At 71.4% G+C, this 18925-nt stretch carries 17 protein-coding genes and 1 tRNA gene; 5 read left to right on the top strand and 13 right to left on the bottom strand.

The features are described 5' to 3' along the window. Nucleotides 1-35: 35 nt before the first annotated feature. The 9 genes from PY257_RS11725 to PY257_RS11685 all read right to left on the bottom strand — a co-directional run bounded on the left by PY257_RS11725 (nucleotide 36) and on the right by PY257_RS11685 (nucleotide 9707). On the bottom strand, nucleotides 36-1415 hold the full coding sequence (locus PY257_RS11725; protein WP_275741987.1) for a sulfite reductase subunit alpha: 1380 nt from the start codon (nucleotides 1413-1415) through the stop codon (nucleotides 36-38). Between the two features lie 17 nt (nucleotides 1416-1432). Next, nucleotides 1433-1771, bottom strand: coding sequence for a hypothetical protein (locus PY257_RS11720; RefSeq protein WP_275741985.1), 339 nt, complete (start codon nucleotides 1769-1771; stop codon nucleotides 1433-1435). A 26-nt stretch (nucleotides 1772-1797) separates the two neighbouring features. Beyond that, entirely contained in the window at nucleotides 1798-2838 is a 1041-nt protein-coding gene (locus PY257_RS11715) for an FAD:protein FMN transferase (protein WP_419095702.1), read from the bottom strand. Nucleotides 2839-2886: 48 nt separating this feature from the next. Beyond that, nucleotides 2887-3693 carry a DUF4198 domain-containing protein gene (locus tag PY257_RS11710; RefSeq protein ID WP_275741981.1) on the bottom strand — a complete coding sequence of 269 codons (807 nt, stop codon included), beginning with the start codon at nucleotides 3691-3693 and terminating at the stop codon, nucleotides 2887-2889. Between the two features lie 40 nt (nucleotides 3694-3733). Further along, on the bottom strand, nucleotides 3734-4264 hold the full coding sequence (locus PY257_RS11705) for a DUF2271 domain-containing protein (protein WP_275741979.1): 531 nt from the start codon (nucleotides 4262-4264) through the stop codon (nucleotides 3734-3736). A gap of 22 nt (nucleotides 4265-4286) precedes the next feature. Next, nucleotides 4287-4919 carry a PepSY-associated TM helix domain-containing protein gene (locus tag PY257_RS11700; RefSeq protein ID WP_275741977.1) on the bottom strand — a complete coding sequence of 211 codons (633 nt, stop codon included), beginning with the start codon at nucleotides 4917-4919 and terminating at the stop codon, nucleotides 4287-4289. An 86-nt stretch (nucleotides 4920-5005) separates the two neighbouring features. After that, the gene (locus PY257_RS11695) at nucleotides 5006-5593 is read right to left on the bottom strand and encodes an HdeD family acid-resistance protein (protein WP_275741975.1); all 588 of its coding nucleotides are present in this window, start codon (nucleotides 5591-5593) and stop codon (nucleotides 5006-5008) included. A 162-nt stretch (nucleotides 5594-5755) separates the two neighbouring features. Continuing rightward, the gene (locus PY257_RS11690; protein WP_275741973.1) at nucleotides 5756-9160 is read right to left on the bottom strand and encodes a DEAD/DEAH box helicase; all 3405 of its coding nucleotides are present in this window, start codon (nucleotides 9158-9160) and stop codon (nucleotides 5756-5758) included. Nucleotides 9161-9329: 169 nt separating this feature from the next. Next, nucleotides 9330-9707, bottom strand: a complete 378-nt coding sequence (locus PY257_RS11685) for a hypothetical protein (protein ID WP_275741971.1) — start codon at nucleotides 9705-9707, stop codon at nucleotides 9330-9332. Between the two features lie 152 nt (nucleotides 9708-9859). Between PY257_RS11685 and PY257_RS11680 the strand changes: the two genes are divergently transcribed. Then, nucleotides 9860-9934: transfer RNA gene (locus tag PY257_RS11680), tRNA-Arg, on the top strand. A 77-nt stretch (nucleotides 9935-10011) separates the two neighbouring features. Beyond that, nucleotides 10012-11283, top strand: coding sequence for an Hsp70 family protein (locus PY257_RS11675; protein WP_275741969.1), 1272 nt, complete (start codon nucleotides 10012-10014; stop codon nucleotides 11281-11283). Between the two features lie 83 nt (nucleotides 11284-11366). Here PY257_RS11675 and PY257_RS11670 read toward each other — a convergent pair whose 3' ends face one another. The 4 genes from PY257_RS11670 to rsmI form a co-directional block, all read right to left on the bottom strand. Further along, complete coding sequence (locus tag PY257_RS11670) at nucleotides 11367-12779, bottom strand: efflux transporter outer membrane subunit (RefSeq protein WP_275741967.1); 1413 nt, start codon at nucleotides 12777-12779, stop codon at nucleotides 11367-11369. After that, the gene (locus PY257_RS11665; protein WP_275741965.1) at nucleotides 12776-14791 is read right to left on the bottom strand and encodes a MacB family efflux pump subunit; all 2016 of its coding nucleotides are present in this window, start codon (nucleotides 14789-14791) and stop codon (nucleotides 12776-12778) included. Before PY257_RS11665 ends, PY257_RS11670 begins: the two co-directional genes overlap by 4 nt. Nucleotides 14792-14804: 13 nt before the next feature. Beyond that, nucleotides 14805-16025, bottom strand: a complete 1221-nt coding sequence (locus PY257_RS11660) for an efflux RND transporter periplasmic adaptor subunit (RefSeq protein WP_275741963.1) — start codon at nucleotides 16023-16025, stop codon at nucleotides 14805-14807. Nucleotides 16026-16167: 142 nt separating this feature from the next. Beyond that, nucleotides 16168-17109: a 16S rRNA (cytidine(1402)-2'-O)-methyltransferase gene (gene rsmI / locus PY257_RS11655; protein ID WP_275741961.1), complete on the bottom strand. Its 942-nt coding sequence runs from the start codon at nucleotides 17107-17109 to the stop codon at nucleotides 16168-16170. On the opposite strand from rsmI, the gene PY257_RS11650 reads away from it, so the two are divergent. The 3 genes from PY257_RS11650 (at nucleotide 17109) to PY257_RS11640 (ending at nucleotide 18879) form a co-directional block, all read left to right on the top strand. Further along, nucleotides 17109-17501 (top strand): YraN family protein, encoded by a 393-nt coding sequence (locus tag PY257_RS11650; RefSeq protein ID WP_275741959.1) that lies wholly within the window; start codon nucleotides 17109-17111, stop codon nucleotides 17499-17501. The genes rsmI and PY257_RS11650 overlap by 1 nt on opposite strands. Nucleotides 17502-17623: 122 nt before the next feature. Next, nucleotides 17624-18214, top strand: a complete 591-nt coding sequence (locus PY257_RS11645) for an SIS domain-containing protein (RefSeq protein ID WP_275741957.1) — start codon at nucleotides 17624-17626, stop codon at nucleotides 18212-18214. Continuing rightward, nucleotides 18211-18879: a BON domain-containing protein gene (locus tag PY257_RS11640; RefSeq protein WP_275741955.1), complete on the top strand. Its 669-nt coding sequence runs from the start codon at nucleotides 18211-18213 to the stop codon at nucleotides 18877-18879. Before PY257_RS11645 ends, PY257_RS11640 begins: the two co-directional genes overlap by 4 nt. The last annotated feature ends 46 nt before the right edge of the window (nucleotides 18880-18925 follow it).

Below are 18925 nucleotides of genomic sequence, written 5' to 3'. Positions count from 1 at the left end.
ATACTGCGGCGACAGCTATCAATTCAGGAGCAATCTCAGTACACGTCGCGCCGGTAGCGCCCGCTGCGCGCGAGCGCGGTCACCTGCGCATCGCCGAGCGCCGCGCGCAGCGCGGCATCCACCCCCTGGGCCATGCCCTGCAAGCTGCCGCAGACATAGAGCGCCGCACCGCGCCGCTCCACCCAGTCGCGCAGCGCGTCGGCGGCCTCGGCCAGCCGGTCCTGCACGTGGATGCGCTGCGGCTGGTCGCGCGAGAACGCCACGTCCAGACGCTCCAGCACGCCGCTCGCCAGCCAGCCGCGCAGCTCGTCGCCGTACAGGAAATCGTGCGCCGCGTTGCGCTCGCCGAAGACGAGCCAGTTCGGCCCCGTGCCCGCCGCGGCGCGCGCGCGCAGGTGGCTGCGCAGGCCCGCCAGCCCCGTGCCGTTGCCGATGAAGACGATGGGGGCCGCGGCGTTGCCTTCCAGCCGGAAGGCGGGGTGCGCGCGCAGGCGCATCTGCACCGCACCGCCGATTTCGAGCCCCTTGTCCTGCGTATTCGCCAGCCAGCCCGAGGCCAGCCCCGGCGTGCCGTCGGACCGCGTGGTCGCGCGCACCAGCAGGTGCACACGCCCGTCGCGGGCGATGGAGGCGATGGAGTATTCGCGCGGGTGTTCCGGGTCCGCGGGGACGCGGATTTCCGCCAGATCGCCCGGCTCCCATACCGTGGGCGCCGGGGGCTCGAGTTCGAGGTGCACCACCGGCGCGCCCACGCTGCCGGGGTTGAGCTGCCGGCGCGCCACCAGTGTCCAGGCGGCGAAGGTGGGCGCCTGCCAGTCCGGCAGTTCCGTGAGGCTGGCGAACTGGCTCAACTGGTGCCGCCAGGCCTGCAGCGCGCCGGCGTTGGCATTGTCCATGTCGATGCGCGCAAACAGCGGCGTGGCGCCCGCCCCGTGCAGCCAGGCGTCGAGCGCGCGACCGAAGCCGCAGAAATGCGCGTACTGCCGGTCGCCCAGCGCGAGCAGGCCGTAGCGCAGGTGCGGCAGCAGGGCAGCGCCGGCCTGGCAGCGACACCAGAACGCCGCGGCGTTGTCGGGCGCGTCGCCCTCGCCGTAGGTGCTGGCGATGAACAGCGCGCGCTGGGTCAGCGCGAGCAGCGCGGCGTCGATGTCGTCTAGCGCGGCCAGCCGCACCGGCTCGCCCGCCGCGTGCAGCAGCCGCGCGGTTTCGTGCGCGATCTCCTCGGCATGGCCGGTCTGGCTGGCATAGCCGACCAGCAGCGGCACCGCACCCGTGCGCGCTTCGGCCAGCGCCGCGGCCTCGGTGCGCGCCTGCGCGGCACGGCGGCGCTCGCGCAGCCAGATGCCCGCGCACAGCGCGGCATAGGCCGCAACCAGAAGCGCCGCCGCCGCAACGCGGCCCATGTCCAGGCTCATTGAACCTAGTGCAGTGTTCAACGCTGAGCAGCACATAAAACCGCGCCTTTTGCCGCATGGCGGCGTTGCAAATCCTCGCGATAGCGACGGCTATCGCTGCGGTTTGCGCCTTGCCCTGCGCCAAAACGCATCGCTTTTATTGGTGCCGCCAAGCATCGAACACTGCACTGGAAACGGCAGTTGGATGCGCCTGCCGGTGCCGTGATCGGCGTGCCAGGCAAGACCGGGCGACGCGGCGGGCTGGTGCCCGCAAGGAGGAGCAACGCCGCATGGCGCGCCGAGCGCGGTGCTGGCAGGTGCATGGCGCTCTCACCCACGAGGCGAACCCCATCGAAGCCGTCAACGCTCGATTTCATCCGGCCTGGCAAGGGATACGAAGCGGTCAACTGCCGTTTCCAGGTTGAAGCGCTGCAAATGCCGTGGTGGCCGTCAATACCGGCCCCTGCGGCCCGCGTACGCAAAACAGCGCGGCCACGCCGTACGCTTCGGCGAATGCCGCGCCCTCCTGCGGGCCCAGCACCGTCAGCACGGTGGCCAGCGCGTCGGCGTGCATGCACTCGGCGTGCACCACGGTCACCGCTGCGAGCGCGTGGCGCGCGGGCGCGCCGGTGCGCGGGTCGATGGTGTGGGCGTAGCGTTCACCTGCATGCTCGAATGCATGCCAGTGATCGCCCGAGGTGGCGATGGCCTGCCCGCGCAGCGCCAGCGGTGGTGCCGCTCCCGCTGCGTTGTGAGGCATCGCGGCCACCGCCACGCGCCAGGGCAGCCCGTCGGGCCGCTGGCCGCTGGCGCGCAGTTCGCCGCCCACTTCGACCAGGCAGTCGCTCCAGCCCGCGTCGCGCAGCGCCAGTGCCGCAAGGTCCACCGCATAGCCCTTGGCGATGCCCGAGAAGTCGAGCTGCGCGCCGCCGGGCTGCAGCGCCGCGCGGTCCGCGGGCCGCAGCGCGAGGCGCGCATGGCCGACCTGCGCGCGCGCCGCCGCGATGGCCCGGGCATCCGGCACGCGTGGCCCGCCGGTGCGGGCATGCGGGCCGAAACCCCACAGCGCCACCAGCGGCGCCACGGTCGGGTCCAGCGCGCCGCCGCTCGCGCGCGCCCAGCGCAGCGCGGCATCGAGCACGGTGAAGAACCCGGGCGCGAGCAGGTGCCAGCTTCCGGCGGGCGCGCGGTTGTAGCGCGACAGGTCGGAAGCCGGCTCCCAGTGGCTCATCTGCCGCACCACGGCGGCGAGCGCGGCCTCGACGATGGCGCGGGCCTCCTCCAGCGGGCGCAACCGCGGGTTGGCAAGCCGCACGCGCCAGGTGGTGCCCATGGTTTCGCCCGCCAGCGTGTGCAGCGCCGCCGGGTCGGCGCGGCGCGGCGCCATGGCGCCCGCGTATCCGGGCTGTGCGAACGACGCGCCCGCCATGGCGGGCGCGCGCATGCGCGGCAATTCGGCGCTGTAGCGGAGCTGCATGGGCGGCGGCAGGGCTTAGGGCAGGACCTCGAACGTGCCGACGTAGAACAGCCGGCGCTCCTTGACCTGCGGCAGCGAGGTCTTGTCGTCCTTCGTGTCGGCGTCGATCCAGTACATGCCCGCGGCGGGCCAGGTCACGCTGAACTGGCCGGCGGCGTCGGTGGTGGTCTTGATCTCGTCGATCTTGTCGCGGTAGCGCGTGCCGCCCAGCGCGATGGCGACCCCCAGGCCGGCGGCGGGCTTGCCGTCCACCTGCAAAACGAAGGTGGCCTTCTCGCCTTGCGCCAAGTCGTTAGGGTGCGTCACCGGCACCAGCTCCAGCCCCTGGCCCGTGGGCTTGATGGCGCTGGGCTTGCCCACGGTGACGAAGGTCTCCACGCGGCCCGCGGACTGCGTGACGCGCAGCTCCAGCGCGTCGGTGGGCACTTGCGCCGCGAACATCTCGGGCGTGCCGCGCCAGCGCCGGGGCTGGCCCGTGGCCTTGTCCTTGTAGCTGGCGAACAGCCCGCTGTTGACCACCGCCAGGCGGTAGGTGCCGGTCTGCGTGAGGTTCAGGTCGAACACGCTGCGCAGCTTGCCGCGCCACGCGTTCTCGGGCTGCACGGCGCTGCCGTCGGGCGCGGTGACGGTGAGGTTGTCGAGCGCCAGCGGCACGTGGTTGAAGAAGAACATGTCGTTGGACACGGCGGCGTCCACGGTGATCCATTCGGCCTTGGACAGCACCGTGCTCGACGGCAGCAGCCAGATGTTGTGGGCCTGTGCGCACGAGATGGCGCCGCAGAGCACGGCGGCGCAAAGGGCAAGGCGGGACTTGAGTTGCATGGTGGTTCCTTGGCTGTTCCCGATGGGCGGCGGCGGGGGCTCAGGGCTTGAGATCGAGCTTCACGGCGCCGATCTCGCTGCTGCCCTGCGCGCCGAGCGGCGCGGCGGCCTTGGCGGGCGGCCAGTCGAACGGCACCGACACCACTTCGCGCCCGCCCGCTTCGCGCGCCGCCTCCACCACGAGCCTGTAGCTGCCCGCGGGCAGCTTGGCGAGCGGCGCCGCGTCCTCGGCGAAGGCCAGCTGGTGCGGGCCCGCCGGGCGCGTGGGGCCGGTCACGCCGTCGATCGGCACGGCCAGCTCGCGGCCCGCGCGGCGCCACCACTGGCGCAGGTCCTTCAGCCACTTGGCGCCCTCGCCATCGCGCTTCTTCACGTCGTACCAGACCGCGAGCGTGGCGGCCACGCTGCTGTCGGCGCGCTCGATCCATACGGCCATATAGGGGCGGTGGTATTGCGCCACGTCGAGCCGCGGGATCTCCACGCCCACGTTCAGGCTGGCGGCGAACGCCACGGGCGCGCCCAGGCAGGCGCCGAGCGCCATGGTGTAGCGCAGGAGCGGTGCATTGGTCATGGGCTTTCTCTCTTTCGTCGGGTCAGTGGATGAACAGCAGCGCCAGCAGGACGGGAACGACCAGCCCCAGGCCCACCAGGGGCCAGGTGAAGGGCCGCCGCCCCGCGTGCATCAGCAGGATGAACAGGCCGGTCACGGTGAACACCAGGCAGGCCGCGGCGAAGATGTCGATGAACCAGCCCCAGGCCGCGCCGGTGTTGCGTCCCTTGTGCAGGTCGTTGAGGTAGGAGATCCAGCCGCGGTCGGTGCGCTCGTATTCGGCGGCGCCGTCTTCCAGGCCCACGCGCAGCCAGGCGTCGCCGCCGGGGCGCGGCAGCGAGACATAGAGTTCGCCGGGCGACCACTCGGCCTCGCGGCCCGCGGTATCGATGCCCCATTCGCTGCGCGCCCACGCCTGCAGCGCGGCGGGCACGGCGGCGTGGGCCGGGGCGGCGCGGGCCTGCCGCGCCAGCGCGCCGCGCAGCGCCTCGGGCAGCGTGGCGCGCTGGCTGGTGACCTGCGGCTTGGCCTCGATCTGCCCGGCGTGGTTGAGCGTGAAGCCGGTCACGGCGAACAGCAGCATGCCCAGCAGGCAGGCAGCGGCGCTGACCCAATGCCATTCGTGCAGTGTCTTGAGCCAGTAGGCCCGGTGCCGGTTGTCCTGTGTGCCTTCCATCGCGTTCGCGGCGCGGGTGTCCTGCCGCGATTGCCGATCAGTGAAAGCCCCGGATTTTAATGGCAGCAGATAAAAGTAATTTTCATTTACCGGGTCTTTACATGGACTTGGCGGCGCTTGCGCAGGCGCAGCGCCAGGCCGATCAGCAGCGCGCCGAAGACGATGGCGTAGCTGCCGACGATCCATGCCAGCACCACCGCGCCCACGGCGGGCTGCAGCAGCACCAGCACGCCGAACACGATGGACAGCAGCCCCGACAGCGCCTGCAGCCATTCGCCCGCGATCTTCCGGCGCAGCGCGATGGCAGCGGCGATCTGGAACACCCCGGCGGCCACGGCCCACACGGCCAGCACGAGCACCAGCGTGATCGCCGTGAGCCCCGGCCACAGGAATGTGATCACGCCCGCGGCGATGCCCAGCAGCCCCACGGCGACCAGCGCCCAGAGCGGGCGTCCGTTGTCGCGGATGCGCAGGCCCGCGGCCAGCGACAGCACGCCGTCCACCAGCGCATAGGCGCCCCACACGATGACCAGCGCGGCCAGCGTCGCGCCGGGCCAGGCGAAGGCCAGCGCGCCGAACACCACCGCCGCGGCGCCGCGCAGCGCGATCCAGCCCCATTGGCGCTCCAGCGTGTCCCAGGGCCCTTGCTGCAATTCGTTCGTCGTCATCATCATCTGCTGCCTCCGTGTGTTGATCGGCAAGCCGTATCGTACCGGTGCGGCGGGCGCTGGCGGTGACCTGCGGCAGATACCGTTATACGCAGAGCTTTTTGCTCCTTAAATAATAGCATTCACCGCAGGAAAACAAAGCGCTGGAGCCCGATTTCCCTATAAAGCCTAGGCCCCCAGCGGGCGTAGCAGATCGGCCACGTCGCTCTCGGTGAACAGCGGTTCGCGGCGTGCCGCGGCGCCGCGGTAGAGGCTCTCTGCCAGCGCCGCCTTGCGCGCCTGCAGCGCCAGGATGCGCTCCTCGATCGTGCCTTCGGCGACCAGCCGGTAGACGAACACCCGGTTGCGCTGGCCGATGCGGTGGGCGCGGCCCGTGGCCTGATCTTCCACCGCGGGGTTCCACCAGGGGTCGTAGTGGATCACGGTGTCGGCCTGCGGCAGATTCAAGCCCGTGCCGCCGGCCTTCAGGCTGATGAGGAACAGCGGCACCTCGCCCTGGGTGAAGCGCGCGATCACGCGCTCGCGCTGCTGCGTCTGGCCGGTGAGCTTCGTCCAGGCCATGCCGCGCGTTTTCAGCTCCGCCTCGATCAGCGCCAGCATGCTGGTGAACTGCGAGAACAGCAGCACGCGCCGGCCCTCGGCCAGCATCTCGGGCAGCATCTCCATGAGCAGGTCGAGCTTGGCCGACTGCCGTACCTTGCGCGTGGCCGACGACGCCGGCAGCAGGCGCGGGTCGCAGCAAACCTGGCGCAGCTTGAGCAGCGCGTCGAGGATCTGGATCTGCGACTTCGCCAGCCCCTTGTCCGCGAGCGCCTGGCGCACCGCCTTTTCGGTCGCCAGGCGGATGGTTTCGTACAGGTCGGCCTGCGCGCCCGCCAGCGCCACGAGGGTGGTGCTGTCCACTTTCTCGGGCAGCTCGGCGGCCACGATGGACTTTGTGCGGCGCAGCATGAACGGCGTGACGCGGCGGCGCAGTTGGTCCATCTGCTCGCTGTCGCCGTGCTTCTCGATCGGCGTGCGAAACAGTTCCTTGAAGCGCGCCTGGCTGCCCAGGAAGCCGGGCATGAGGAAATGGAACAGGCTCCACAGCTCGCCCAGGTGGTTTTCCAGCGGCGTGCCCGACAGGCACAGGCGGTGGCGCGCGTCCAGCGCGCCGGCCACCTGCGCGGCGTGGGTGCTGGCGTTCTTGATGTTCTGCGCTTCGTCGAGCACCACCAGGTGCCAGGGCTGCGTCTGCCAGCGCTCGCGGTCGCGCTGCAGCAGCGAATAGGGGACGATGACGAGGTCGTTCTGGGCGATGCGCTCCGCTGCATCGTGGCGGCCATGGCCGTGCCAGACCAGGGTGCGCAGCTCCGGCGCGAAGCGCGCGGCCTCGCGCTGCCAGTTGCCCAGCAGACTGACCGGAGCGACCACGAGGCAGGGTCGGTCCAGGCGGCCCGCCTCTTTCTCGGCCAGTATGTGGGCCAGCGTCTGCAGCGTCTTGCCCAGGCCCATGTCGTCGGCCAGGATGCCGGCCAGCCCGTGCGTGCGCAGGAATTGCAGCCAGTCCAGGCCATGGCGCTGGTAGGGCCGCAGTTCGGCCCGCAGGCCCGCCGGCGGCACGGTTTCGGGCAAGCGGCTGTGGCCACCCAACTGGCGCAGCAGTTCGCGCAGTTGCGCGGCGCCCGACCACTGTGCGCCCTCGCCGAGCGAGGCGCCCGCACGCAGCGCTTCCAGGCGCGACAGGCGCAGCACCTCGCCCTCGAAATCGCGCGCGCCGCGCTCGCCCACCAGTTCGAGCAGTGCCTGCAGCCAGGGTCGCAGTGGTGCGCTGGGCAGGCGCACGTAGCCGCCGTCGTTGCGTCGGCGCCAGATCCATGCGGGCAGGTCGGCGCCGTCCGCAGTGGGGCGCAACTGGGCCAGCAACTCGGGCAGCCAGGGCAGCACGTTCTGGCGCACGCCGTCGATCTCGATGCCCAGCGACAGGTCGAACCAGGGCGAAGGTGCGTGGGCCTCGTCCTGCGGGGCATCCTGCATTGCGAGTTCCGCATCGCCGCCGCTGGCAGCCAGCCGCAGCTCCAGCGTATCCGCCTGCTGGATGAAGCCTTGCAGGCGCGCGTCGAGGTCCAGCGTGAAGCCGGCCTCGCGCAGCGGCGCGAAGTCGTTGGCGGCCCAGTCCAGCCAGGCCGGGATGGCAGTGGCGACGCCCGGCGGCAGGTGGTGCGCGCCCAGGCCGTCGTCCACCAACCCCAGGCGCTGCAGCGCCTGGCGCGCGTCCATCTCGGCGGCCAGTTGGCGGTGCAGCAGCACGCGGTGGCCCGCGTGCTCTGCCAGCACGCGCGCCTCGAAGTGCGGCCAGTAGCCGCGCAGGCCCGCGTAGTCGAAGCGCAGCGTGGCGCGCAGCGGGCCCAGGCGCGGCGCATCCTGCGGCGGCACGGGTTCGATGTGCAGATGCCAGGCGGGGGTAACGCCCTGCAGCACCTCGGGCGGCGTCACGGTCGGCGGCAGCGGCAGGCCGGCCAGCCGTTCGAGCAGCGCCGCTTGCTGCTGCTCGAACGCCGACTGCGGAATGGGCGGCGCGCCCAGCAGCAGCGGCAGGTGCCGGCTGTCGATGCCGGGCGCTTCGGCCAGGCCGCACAGGCCGGCTGCGGCGTCGAGGTAGAACGGCGGCTGGCTGGTGAACAAGCGTACGGCGGACTGCCCGCTGCCGTCCAGCAGGGGGCGCAGGGCCCACAGGGGTTCGGTCGCAGCGGGCCGGACGATCTCTTGCCACTCCCAGCGGATCGGGCGCGGCGGCCCCCATTGCAGGGGCGCGCCGGCGATTTCGCCGTCGGCGTCGGCGGCGAACAGCCGGCCCGTGCGCGCCGCCAATTGCAGGGCCAGCACGCCGGCCTGGCCCTGCACGATGCCACAGCCATGGTGGTACGCGGTCTGCTCCAGCGCGGTGATCAGCCGCACGCATTCCTGGTCATCGGGGGAGCCGTTGGCCGCGCCGTGCCGCGGCGCGTAATAGGCATAGGGGTGCGGCTGCTTCACGCGGGTCCAGCCGCCGCGCTTGAGCGGGCGCGAGTAGCCCCAGGCCAGGGTTAATGTGGGGCTGTTTGCGCTGCGCTGCTTGCGCTCGGCCAGCAGGTAGACGAAGCGGTCCGCCGTGGCGGCGGGGGATGCGGGTATGGCCGGCTCAACGACGTCGAACAGGCCGAGCCACTGGCCTACCTGCTGGCGGGCCTGGTCCGCGCTTTGCTGCGGCGGCGCGGGGGGTGCCGGCGCCTGGGCGCCGCCGGCCTTGTAGGCGGCCTTCAGCGCGAGCGCAACAGCATGCTTGCAGTTGCTGCCCACGGGGCAGCTGCAGTCGCCGTGGAAGAGCGTCACGCGGCCCGCGCCGCCGATCTCCAAGAGCACGCTGGTCTCGTAGGGCGCGCGCTCGCTACCCTGCACTTCGCCTTCGATGTGCCATTCGCTGCTGCTGGCCGGTTGCAGCGTGTAGTCCAGCACCTGCTGGCTGCGGTAGATGTCCAGTCCGCGCGCATAGGTGGGCGCGGGCACATGCGCTTGCAGCGAGCGCACGTCGAGGAAGAAGCCGGAACTGGACATCAGCCGGCCCGCGTCATGGCCGCGCGGTTCGCCTGGCGTGAAATCGACAGGGCAACGGAAATGGGGTGGCGCATGGAAGAAGGGATATATGCGATATATGTCCCCCGCCAAGGGCGGCGTGCGGCGGGGCCCAGCGATTATCGCCGAGCCTCGTGCAGGCCCGGGGCTTTCACGCGTAGCGCGGCGTGGGCGCCTGCAGCTTGCCGTGCGGCAGGCTCGGCAGCCGGCCCAGCAGGCGGCGGCAGTAGCCCGCGACCCCGAGGCATTTGTTGATCTCGTCGACCGGCAGCGGGCCGGAGACGACGACGATGTCCTCCGCCTGTGCCCAGGCGCCCGCCGCGCGCAGACGCCGGCGCATGGTGCTGGCCCAGGACTGGATGCGCATGGGGCAGCCGTGCTGGTGCACCTCGCCGGTGTGCTTGTCGAAAGCGATGGCCACGGTGTCCGTCTTGAGCTTGAAGCGCCGCTCGCCGGTCACGGCGCTCGGGTGCTCGCGCATGTCGTACAGGTAGTAGCTGCCGGCCTTGAGCTGGTATTGCAGGTTCATGGGTGTTCCTCTCCGTCTGTCGTCGATTGTGGCGGGGCCGGCATGTCCCGATGGCCCGGAAAGCAGCCCGAACCGCGCGCTTTTGCGCACATGGCCGCCTGCGTCGGCACCAGGGCGCAGCCATGCGGCGGGCGGCTACAATCTATCCGCTTCTCGCTGTATTTCAACGGATAGAATTCGGCCCTCCGAAGGCTGAGATCCAGGTTCGATTCCTGGCGGCGGGACCAGTCAATATGCTCAAGAATCCCGGCATCGCGGGGTTTTCCGATGGCGGCACGGGCATTCCCATCCACTCCACCGGCACATGAGCAACCCTGCCTCCGCTTTCCTCGGCATCGACTTCGGCACTTCCAATTCCGCCATGGCGATGCTCGGCAGCGACGGCATGGCGCACCCTATCGCGCTCGAAGGCGCGGCCACGGCCATGCCCACGGCGCTGTTCTTCAATTTCGAGGAGCACACCACGCACTTCGGGCGCGCCGCGATGGCGCAATACCTCGCGGGCACCGAGGGGCGGCTGATGCGCTCGCTCAAGAGCCTGCTGGGCAGCGCGCTGCTGCAGGAAAAGACGGCGGTGCACGGGGAACTGGTGAGCTTTCAGGACATCATCGCGCGCTTCCTGCGCGAACTGGCGGCGCGCGCCGAGGCCACGATGGGCCGCGCGCCCCGGCGCGTGGTGATCGGGCGGCCGGTGCACTTCGTGGATGGCGACGCGGCGCGCGACCGGCAGGCGCAAGCCTCGCTGCGCGAGGCCGCGCAGGCCGCCGGCCTGGGCGACGTGACGTTCCAGATGGAGCCCATCGCCGCGGCCTTCGACTACGAACGGCGCGTAGAGCGCGAATCGCTGGTGCTGATCGTGGACATCGGCGGCGGCACCTCCGACTTCACCGTGGTGCGCCTGGGCCCGAAGCGCGCGGTGCGGGCCGAGCGCGCCGATGACATCCTCGCCACGAGCGGCGTGCACATCGGCGGCACCGACTTCGACCACCGGCTCAACCTGGAGCTGGCGATGCCGCTGCTCGGCTACCGCCACACGGGGCCGCACGGGCGCGAGGTGCCCAGCCGCGTGTTCTTCGACCTGTCCACCTGGCACCTGATCCACTGGCTCTACGCGCCGCAGGCCGTGCGCGAGGCGCGCGCGCTGCGTGGCGACTACCGCGACCCGCAGTTGCACGCGCGGCTGATGACGGTCCTCGAGGAACGGCTGGGCCACCGCGTCGCGGCGGAGGTGGAGCGCGCGAAGATCGCGGGCTCGCTCTCGGGCGAGGACGGGCGCATCGACCTCGGCTTCGTCGCGCCGGATCTGGGCGCGCCGCTGTCGCAGGCCGGCATGGCGCGCCACCTGGCCGAGCGCCTCGCGCAGGTGGTGGCCTGCGCGCAGGAATGCCTGCGCCGCGCCGGATTGCCGCAGGGCGCGCTGGGCGCGATCTACCTCACGGGCGGCTCGTCGGCATTGCGGCCGTTCCAGCATGCGCTGCGCGGCGCCTTCCCCGACACGCCGCTGGTCGAGGGCGACCTGTTCGGCGGCGTGGCCGCGGGGCTGGCCTATGCGGCGGGCAGGGGCGCCACGCGCTGAGGCCCGCCTCCGCGGCTGGCGGGCGCGCGGCTGATTTTTAGATAGAAATTGGCCTCCAGCGCTTATTCTACCTGCGGTTGCAGCTATCTATTCGATAGCGTTTCGGTGCCGGGCGGCATGCCGCCGCCCAGCGCCTGGAACAGCGTGGCGTGGTTCGCCAGGCGGTTGAAGCGGTTCTCGGCCAGCGCGATCTCGGCGTTGCGGCGCTTCTCCTGCGCATCCAGCCACACGTTGAGCGACACCGCGCCGCTGCGGTAGCGCACCTCGTAGAGCCGCTCGGCGGTGCGTGCATCGGCCAGCGACTGCGCCAGTTGCGCGGCCTGCTCCTCGTACTGGCGGCGCGCGGACAGCGCGTTGTCCACGTCGCCGAGGGCGGTGTAGAGCGTCTGCCGGAAGTTGACCACCGCTTCCTCGTACTGGGTGCGCGAGATTTCGGTGTTGAGCCTCATCTCGGTGAACTGCAGGAAGGGCAGCGTCAGCCCGGCGCCGAGCGCGGCCACGGGGTTCTGCAGCACGTTGGCCAGCGCCCCGCTGGAGCTGCCCAGGCTGCCGGTGAGCGAGAGCGCGGGGTAGTAGCTCGCCCGCGTGGCGTCCACGTTGGCGAGCGCCTCGCGCAGCCGCAGCTCGGCGGCGCGCAGGTCGGGACGGCGGCCCAGCAGGGCGGCGGGCAGGCCCGCGTCCACGGCGGGCAGCGGGCCGCCGGGCAGGGCCTGCGGCGCGCTCCAGCCCGGCGCCCCGGGGCCCGTCGCCGCACCGTCGAACAGCAGCGCCAGCGCGTTCGCGGTTTCCACGTACTGCTGCTGCAGTTGCGACAGCGCGGCCTTCTGGCTCGCCACGCTCTGGCGCGCTTCGGCCACTTCGAGCGACGAGACGGAGCCCGCGCCGTACTGCGCCTGCACCAGTTGCAGCGTCCGCTCGGCGTAGGCGATGCTCTGGACGGCGGCGTTCACGCGCTGGTTCAGGTAGGCGATCTGCCAGTACAGCGTGGCCGTGGTGCCGGCCAGCGCCTGGGCCGCGCTCTCGCGGTCCTGCACGGTCGCCAGCGCCTCCCAGCGCGCGGCGTCGGTCTGGCTGCCGATGCGGCTCCACAGGTCGATCTCGTAGCTCGCGCCCAGCGTCGCCGCACTGCTGTGCGTGGAGCCGCCGCCGTCGAGGCTGCGGCCGGCCGAGCTGTTCACGCTGCCGCTGAAGGCCGGGCGGTTCTCGGCCAGGCGTGCCTGCAGTTGGGCGCGGCGCACACGGATGGCCGCGGCGGCCAGGTCGTTGTTGCGCGCCAGCGCCTCTTCCTCCAGCGCGTCGAGCGCGGGGTCGCCGAAAGCCTTCCACCATGCGCCGGTGGCGGCCTGCGCGTCGAGCGTGTCGGCGCCGGCATGGCGCCACTGCGCAGGCATGGCGGTGACCGGCGCGCCGTAGGGCGCCGGCGCGCCGGCGCAGCCGCCGAGCAGCAAGGCCAGCCCGAGCAGGCCGGCGGCGAGGGGATTGCGCTTGTTCTTCATTCTCGGGCCAATGCCTCCACAGGGTCGAGCCGTGCCGCGCTGCGCGCGGGCAGGAAGCCGAACACCACGCCGATCAGCGTGGAGCAGGCGAAGGCGGCCACCATCGCGCTGGCCGAATACACCATCGTGAAGTTGCCGCCCGTGCGCGCGAACACCTGCCCGACGGCCAGCGCCGCCAGGATGCCGAGCACGCCGCCGATCAGGCACACCAGCACGGCCTCGATGAGGAACTGCTGCTGGATGTCGCTCTGGCGCGCGCCCACGGCCATGCGCACGCCGATCTCCTTGGTGCGCTCGGTCACGCTGACCAGCATGATGTTCATCACGCCGATGCCGCCCACGATGAGCGAGATGACCGCGATGGAGGAGACCAGCAGCGTCATGGTCTGCGTGGTCGATTCGATCGTCTGGCGGATGCTGTCGGTGTTGAGCACGTAGAAGTCCCGGCGCCCGTGGCGCTGCAGCAGCAGTTGGTTGATGCCCTGCTCGGCGGCGGCGGTGGAGGCGTCGTCGCGCACGCGCACGGTGATGCTGCGCAGGTAGCCCTGGTTCACGATGCGGCTCATGGCCGTGGTGTAGGGCACGAAGACGTTGAGCGCCTCGCTGTTGCCGAAGGCGGAATCCTTCTTTGCCGCCACGCCGATGACGCGCACCGGCACTCTGCCCAGCAGCAGCACCTCGCCCACCGGATCGGGCGTGTTGGGAAACATGGTCTTGCGCGCGTTGTCGTCGATCACCGCCACCTGCGCGCGCTGTTGCACATGGGCGCGCGTGAACGCCGTGCCCTGGGCGACCTCGATGCCGCGCACGCGGAAGTACTGCTCGCCCGCGCCAGTCACGGTGGCAGTGGCTTCCACGTTGCGCCAGCGCGCCGTCAGGCTGCTGTTGAGCGTGGGCGTCACGCTGTCGGCATAGCCCTGGTGTGCGAGCGCGTCGGCGTCGGCGGGCACCAGGGTGCGCACGCGCGCCGAACGCGGGTCGCCGAAGCCGCTGCCCGAGAAGATCTCGATGGTGTTGGTGCCGATGGCGCTGATGTTCTTCAGCACGGTCTGGCGCGAGCCCTCGCCGAGCGCCACCACCGCCACCACCGAGGCGATGCCGATGATGATGCCGAGCATGGTCAGGAAGGTGCGCAGCCGGTGCGCGTTCATGGCCAGCAGCGCCATGTGGAACGCCTCGGCAAAGCGGTCGGCCCAGGCGCGCAGGCCGCCGCTGCGTGCGGCGGCCTGCGGCGAAGGCGCCGCCGACGCGGGCTGCTGTGCGTCGCGCCGGCGGTCGGCCACGATGCGCCCGTCGCTGATCTCGATGATGCGCTGGGCGTGCTCGGCCACCTTCATGTCGTGGGTGACGATGATGATGGTGTGCCCCTCGGCATGCAGCTCCCGCAGGATGCGCATCACCTCCTCGCCGCTCTTGCTGTCGAGCGCACCCGTGGGCTCGTCGGCCAGGATCACGCTGCCGCCGTTCATGAGCGCGCGCGCGATCGACACGCGCTGCTGCTGGCCGCCCGAGAGCTGGCCGGGCCGGTAGCCCGTGCGGTCGGCCAGGCCCAGGCGCTCCAGCAGCGCGCGGGCGCGGGCCTGGCGCGCGGCCTTTGGCGCGCCGGCATAGACGGCGGGCACCTCCACGTTGCCCAGGGCCGACAGGTCCGACAGCAGGTGGTAGCGCTGGAAGATGAAGCCGAAATGCTCGCGCCGCAGCTCGGCGAGCTGGTCGGCGTCGAGCGCACCGGTCTCGCGCCCGGCCACGCGGTAGCTGCCGCCGCTGGGCTTGTCCAGGCAGCCCAGGATGTTCATCAGCGTGGACTTGCCCGAGCCCGACGCGCCGACGATGGCGACCATCTCGCCCGCAGTGATCGCCAGGTCGATGTCCTTGAGTACGGCAATCTTCTCGTCGCCAGCCGGGAATTCGCGCCGCAGGTCGCGCAGCTCCAGCAGGGGCTGCGCCGCCGCTGCCGGCACGGAGGACGGCGTGCCGGTGGTGGCCGAGGGGGCGCTGGCATCGATCTTCATGCGCGGGCCCCGGTCACAACCGCATCGACGGGCCCATGCGGCGCGGCGCGGCGCCCGTGCCCGTGCCCGCACCCGAACCCGCACCCGCCGCCGCCTCGCCCAGCACCACCTTGTCGCCTTCCTTCAGGCCGTCGAGCACCTGGGCGCTCACGTTGTTGTTCATGCCTACCTTGATCTTGCGCGGCGCGGCCTGCCCGTCGGGGCCGACCACGCGCACCACGTAGCGGCCTTCCTTGTCGCGCAGGCCCAGGGCCGAGGCGGGGATGGTCAGCGTGTCCCTGGCCTGCGCGCGCACGATGGAGACCTGCGCCGTCATCGAGATGCGCAGCTTGCCCTCGGGGTTGGGCACGTCGAACAGGCCGTTGTAGTAGATCGCCGTGCTGCTGGAGCTGCTGGAGGACGTGGACAACGAGCTTTCGGTGGAGATCGAGTCGGGCGCCGGCTCGACCGCGCGCAGCGTGGCGTAGTAGCGCTGGTCGGGTTCGCCGAGGATGGTGAAGTACACCTCCTGGCCCGGCTGCACGCGCACCACGTCGGCCTCCGAGATCTGGGCCTTGATGGTCATGGTGTCGAGCTGCGCCAGCTTGATGATGGTGGGCGTGGTCTGGTTGGCGTTGACGGTCTGGCCCTCCTGCACGATGGTGGCGACCACTACGCCGTCCAGAGGCGCCACGATCTTGGTATAGCCCAGGTTCACGCGTGCCGTGTCCGCCGTGATGCCGGCCTGCTTGATCTGCGCCTGCAGCGCGGCTATCTCCGCGCGCGTGGTGGCCAGCGTGGCCTCGGCGTCCTCGAACGCCTGGCGCGAGCCGGCGTCGGCGGCCAGCAGCGTCTGCTGGCGCTGGTAGGCCAGCTCGGCCTGCCGCAGCATGGCCTGGCGCTGCGCGAGCTGGGCGCGCACGTTGTCGAGCGCGGCCTCGGCGTTCTGCAGGTTGTTCTGCTGCGTCAGCGAGTCGATCTCGGCGATGAGCTGGCCCTTCTTCACCGTGTCGCCCAGCGCCACCGCCAGCCGCTTGATCTGGCCCGAGGCCTGCGCGCCCACGCTGACCTGCTTGAACGCCTGCAGCGTGCCGCTGGCGAGCACTGCGTCTTCAAGATCGGCCTTCGTGGCGGTGGCCGTCACGTAGCGCGGGGGCGCCGCCGCCGGGAAGAAGTACATCCTGACGCCGACCCCGACGGCGGCCAGGGCCGCGAGGGCGATGGCGATGCGCAATGCTGGAATTTTCTTGAACATGCTGCTCCCTGGCGAATGCCGCCGCGCGATGGCCTTGCTTGGCCTGCACGCAGCCTACGAGGCCCACAGTGTGCCGCCCCGGCACGGCGGGCTTGTGGAGAAATGGAAAAGCCCGGGTAAAGTTTTGCCAACGGCCTGTGCGTCAGGGCTCGCCCGCATCGCCGCCCGCATCGCCGCGCTGCATGCGCAAGGCCGCGTCGTACAGCCCGTTGCGCGGCGCGCCGGTGATGCCGGCGGCCAGGCGCACCGCGGTTTTCACGGGCAGCTCGGCCAGCAGCAGTTGCAGCACCCGCAGGCCGTCTTCCTCGCCATGCGCAGGCGGCGGCGCGGGATGGACCACCACCACGAACTCGCCGCGCGTGCGCTGGGGCTGGGCGGCCAGCCACGCGGGTATGGCGTGCGCGGGCAGGGTGGCGATCTCTTCGAACTGCTTGGTCAGCTCGCGGCCCAGCGTCACCGGGCGCTCGCCCAGCGGCGCCAGGGCCCGCGCCAGGTCCTCGATGCGGTGCGGCGCCTCCAGCAGCACGACGGCGGCGGGCTCGGCGGCGATGCGCTGCGCGGCGGCCTGGCGCTCGCCGGCCTTGGTGGGCAGAAAGCCCATGAACACGAAGCCACCCGCCTGCGCCCCGGGCGCCCAGGCGCCGGCCACGCTGAGCGCCGCGGTGACGCTGCTGGCGCCCGGCAGCGGCACCAGCGGCAGGCCGGCTGCCTGCACGGCGGCGGCCAGGCGCGCGCCGGGGTCGCTCACGCCGGGCGTGCCCGCATCGCTCGCATAGGCCACGCGCTGGCCCTGCCGCAGGCGCTCCACCACCGCCTGGGCGGCCTGCGCCTCGTTGTGCTGGTGCAGCGCGATCAACTGGCCGTTCGGGCGGTCGATGCCGTAGGCGCGCAGCAGCGTCTGGGTGTGGCGCGTGTCCTCGCAGGCGATGGTGTCGGCGAGCTGCAGCACGTGCAGCGCGCGCAGCGTGATGTCGGCCAGGTTGCCGATGGGCGTGGCCACGACGTACAGCGCGCCCTGCGGATAATGCTGCGCGGCGGCGGCCTCGCGGGCGGCCTGCAACGCGGAAGCGAAGGATGCGCTCAATGAATTTCCTTGGGAAAGCGGCTGGCGGAAAACGGGTCACCACCAAACAGCTCGGCGATGCCGCCGAGGCGCAGGCCCTGGCGCATTTGCAGGCGGCGGGCCTGCGGCTGGTGGAACGCAATTATCGGACGCTCGGGCGCGGCGGCGGCGAGATCGACCTCGTGCTGCGCGAGCGCGATGGCACGCTGGTGTTCGTGGAGGTGCGCCGCCGCCGCGACGCGCGCCATGGCGGCGCGGGCGCGAGCATCGGCGCTGCCAAGCAGCGGCGCATCGTCTTCGCCGCGCGCCACTACCTGATGCGCCTGGGCGCGCCGCCGCCCTGCCGCTTCGACGTGGTGCTGGTCGAGGACGGCGGCGTGGAGTGGCTGCGCGCCGCTTTCGATGCCGGATGAAGTCGCCACCCTCCGAGCGGCTGCGCCGCTGGCCTGGGGTGTGCCGGTTTCATGCGATGCGGGCGGCGCGCAGACACCATGAGAAACAGGTGCGCAAGGGCCCGCGGGTATCATCGCCCCCCATGCTTGAGCAACGCATCCAACAGCATTTCGTCGACAGTGCGGACCTCATCTACCAGGCTGCCCAGACGCTTTCCAAGCCTATCGAAGCCGCCATCCAGGCCATGCTGGCCTGCGTGACCAGCGGCGGCAAGGTGCTGGCCTGCGGCAACGGCGCGGCGGCTGCGACGGCCCTGGGTTTCGCCGCCGATTTCGTGGGCCGTTTCGAGCGCGAGCGCCCCGAGCTGGCTGCGATCGCGCTGCCGGCCGACGGTGCGGTGCTGACGGCGGGAGGCTCCCCCGCGCAGATGTTCGCGCGCCAGGTGCGCGCGCTGGGCCAGGCCGGCGACGTGCTGCTGGCGCTGACGCCGAGCGGCGAGTCCGACAACCTCGCCGAAGCCGTGGTCGCCGCCCACGAGCGCGAAATGACCGTGGTGGCCCTGACGGGGCAGAGCGGCGGGCGCCTGGCCGGGCTGCTGCGCGAAACCGACGTGCACATCGGCGTGCCCCATACCCGCACGGCCCGCATCCGCGAGCTGCACCTGCTGGCGCTGCACTGCATCTGCGACGGCGTGGATGCCCAATTACTTGGTGAACAGGAGCTTCCTACATGATCGACAACACAACCCTATCGCGCCTGGCGCGCGCGGCCTGCGCGGCGCTCGCCGCGGCTGCGGCGGCCGGCAGCCTGACGGCATGCTTTCCGCTGGTCGTGGGCGGCGCCGTGGCCACCGGGCTGATCGCCACCGACCGCCGCACCTCGGGCGCGCAGTTGGAGGATCAGGGCATCGAGCTGCGCGCGTCCAACCGCCTGCGCGAAACCCTGGGCGAGCGCGCGCACATCAACGTCACGAGCTTCAACCGGCAGGTGCTGCTCACCGGCGAGGTGTCCGCCGCGCAGGACCGCCAGACCGCCGAGCAGACGGTGGCGCGCGTGGAGAACGTGCGCAGCATCGTCAACGAGCTGGTCGTGGCCGCGCCGTCCTCGCTGGGCGATCGCTCCAACGACACGCTGATCTCCGGCAAGGTCAAGGCGAGTTTCGTCGACGCCAAGGACCTCTTCTCCAATGCGTTCAAGGTCGTGACCGAGCGCGGCGTGGTGTACCTGATGGGCCGCGTCACCGAGCGCGAAGCCAAGCGCGCAACCGAGATTGCGCGTGGCGTGAGCGGCGTGGTGAAGGTGGTGCGCATCTTCGAGATCATCAGCGAGGAAGAACTGCAGCGCCTGAGCACGCAGGCGCCGGCCTCGTCCGGCAATGCCCAGCGCAGCGAGCCTTGAGGTTCGTGCTTGCCGGCTGCTATTGAAAGAATAGCTGCCACCGAAG

Origin of the sequence: Curvibacter soli (assembly GCF_029211125.1) — a bacterium.
GTDB lineage: Bacteria > Pseudomonadota > Gammaproteobacteria > Burkholderiales > Burkholderiaceae_C > Curvibacter_A > Curvibacter_A soli.
The sequence above is the reverse complement of the archived record's forward strand: the minus strand, read 5'-3'. Positions and strand labels throughout refer to the sequence as shown.

What these genes read in the sequence shown, in the direction of transcription:
- PY257_RS11660 (WP_275741963.1), bottom strand. Translation starts at nt 16,025, where the DNA reads ATGTTCAAGAAAATTCCAGCATTGCGCATCGCCATCGCCCTCGCGGCC.
- PY257_RS11670 (WP_275741967.1), bottom strand. Translation starts at nt 12,779, where the DNA reads ATGAAGAACAAGCGCAATCCCCTCGCCGCCGGCCTGCTCGGGCTGGCC.
- PY257_RS11710 (WP_275741981.1), bottom strand. Translation starts at nt 3,693, where the DNA reads ATGCAACTCAAGTCCCGCCTTGCCCTTTGCGCCGCCGTGCTCTGCGGC.
- PY257_RS11705 (WP_275741979.1), bottom strand. Translation starts at nt 4,264, where the DNA reads ATGACCAATGCACCGCTCCTGCGCTACACCATGGCGCTCGGCGCCTGC.
- PY257_RS11650 (WP_275741959.1), top strand. Translation starts at nt 17,109, where the DNA reads ATGAATTTCCTTGGGAAAGCGGCTGGCGGAAAACGGGTCACCACCAAA.
- PY257_RS11645 (WP_275741957.1), top strand. Translation starts at nt 17,624, where the DNA reads ATGCTTGAGCAACGCATCCAACAGCATTTCGTCGACAGTGCGGACCTC.
- PY257_RS11665 (WP_275741965.1), bottom strand. Translation starts at nt 14,791, where the DNA reads ATGAAGATCGATGCCAGCGCCCCCTCGGCCACCACCGGCACGCCGTCC.
- PY257_RS11715 (WP_419095702.1), bottom strand. Translation starts at nt 2,838, where the DNA reads ATGCGCGCGCCCGCCATGGCGGGCGCGTCGTTCGCACAGCCCGGATAC.
- PY257_RS11720 (WP_275741985.1), bottom strand. Translation starts at nt 1,771, where the DNA reads ATGAAATCGAGCGTTGACGGCTTCGATGGGGTTCGCCTCGTGGGTGAG.
- PY257_RS11685 (WP_275741971.1), bottom strand. Translation starts at nt 9,707, where the DNA reads ATGAACCTGCAATACCAGCTCAAGGCCGGCAGCTACTACCTGTACGAC.
- PY257_RS11690 (WP_275741973.1), bottom strand. Translation starts at nt 9,160, where the DNA reads ATGTCCAGTTCCGGCTTCTTCCTCGACGTGCGCTCGCTGCAAGCGCAT.
- PY257_RS11725 (WP_275741987.1), bottom strand. Translation starts at nt 1,415, where the DNA reads ATGAGCCTGGACATGGGCCGCGTTGCGGCGGCGGCGCTTCTGGTTGCG.
- PY257_RS11695 (WP_275741975.1), bottom strand. Translation starts at nt 5,593, where the DNA reads ATGATGATGACGACGAACGAATTGCAGCAAGGGCCCTGGGACACGCTG.
- PY257_RS11700 (WP_275741977.1), bottom strand. Translation starts at nt 4,919, where the DNA reads ATGGAAGGCACACAGGACAACCGGCACCGGGCCTACTGGCTCAAGACA.
- PY257_RS11675 (WP_275741969.1), top strand. Translation starts at nt 10,012, where the DNA reads ATGAGCAACCCTGCCTCCGCTTTCCTCGGCATCGACTTCGGCACTTCC.
- PY257_RS11640 (WP_275741955.1), top strand. Translation starts at nt 18,211, where the DNA reads ATGATCGACAACACAACCCTATCGCGCCTGGCGCGCGCGGCCTGCGCG.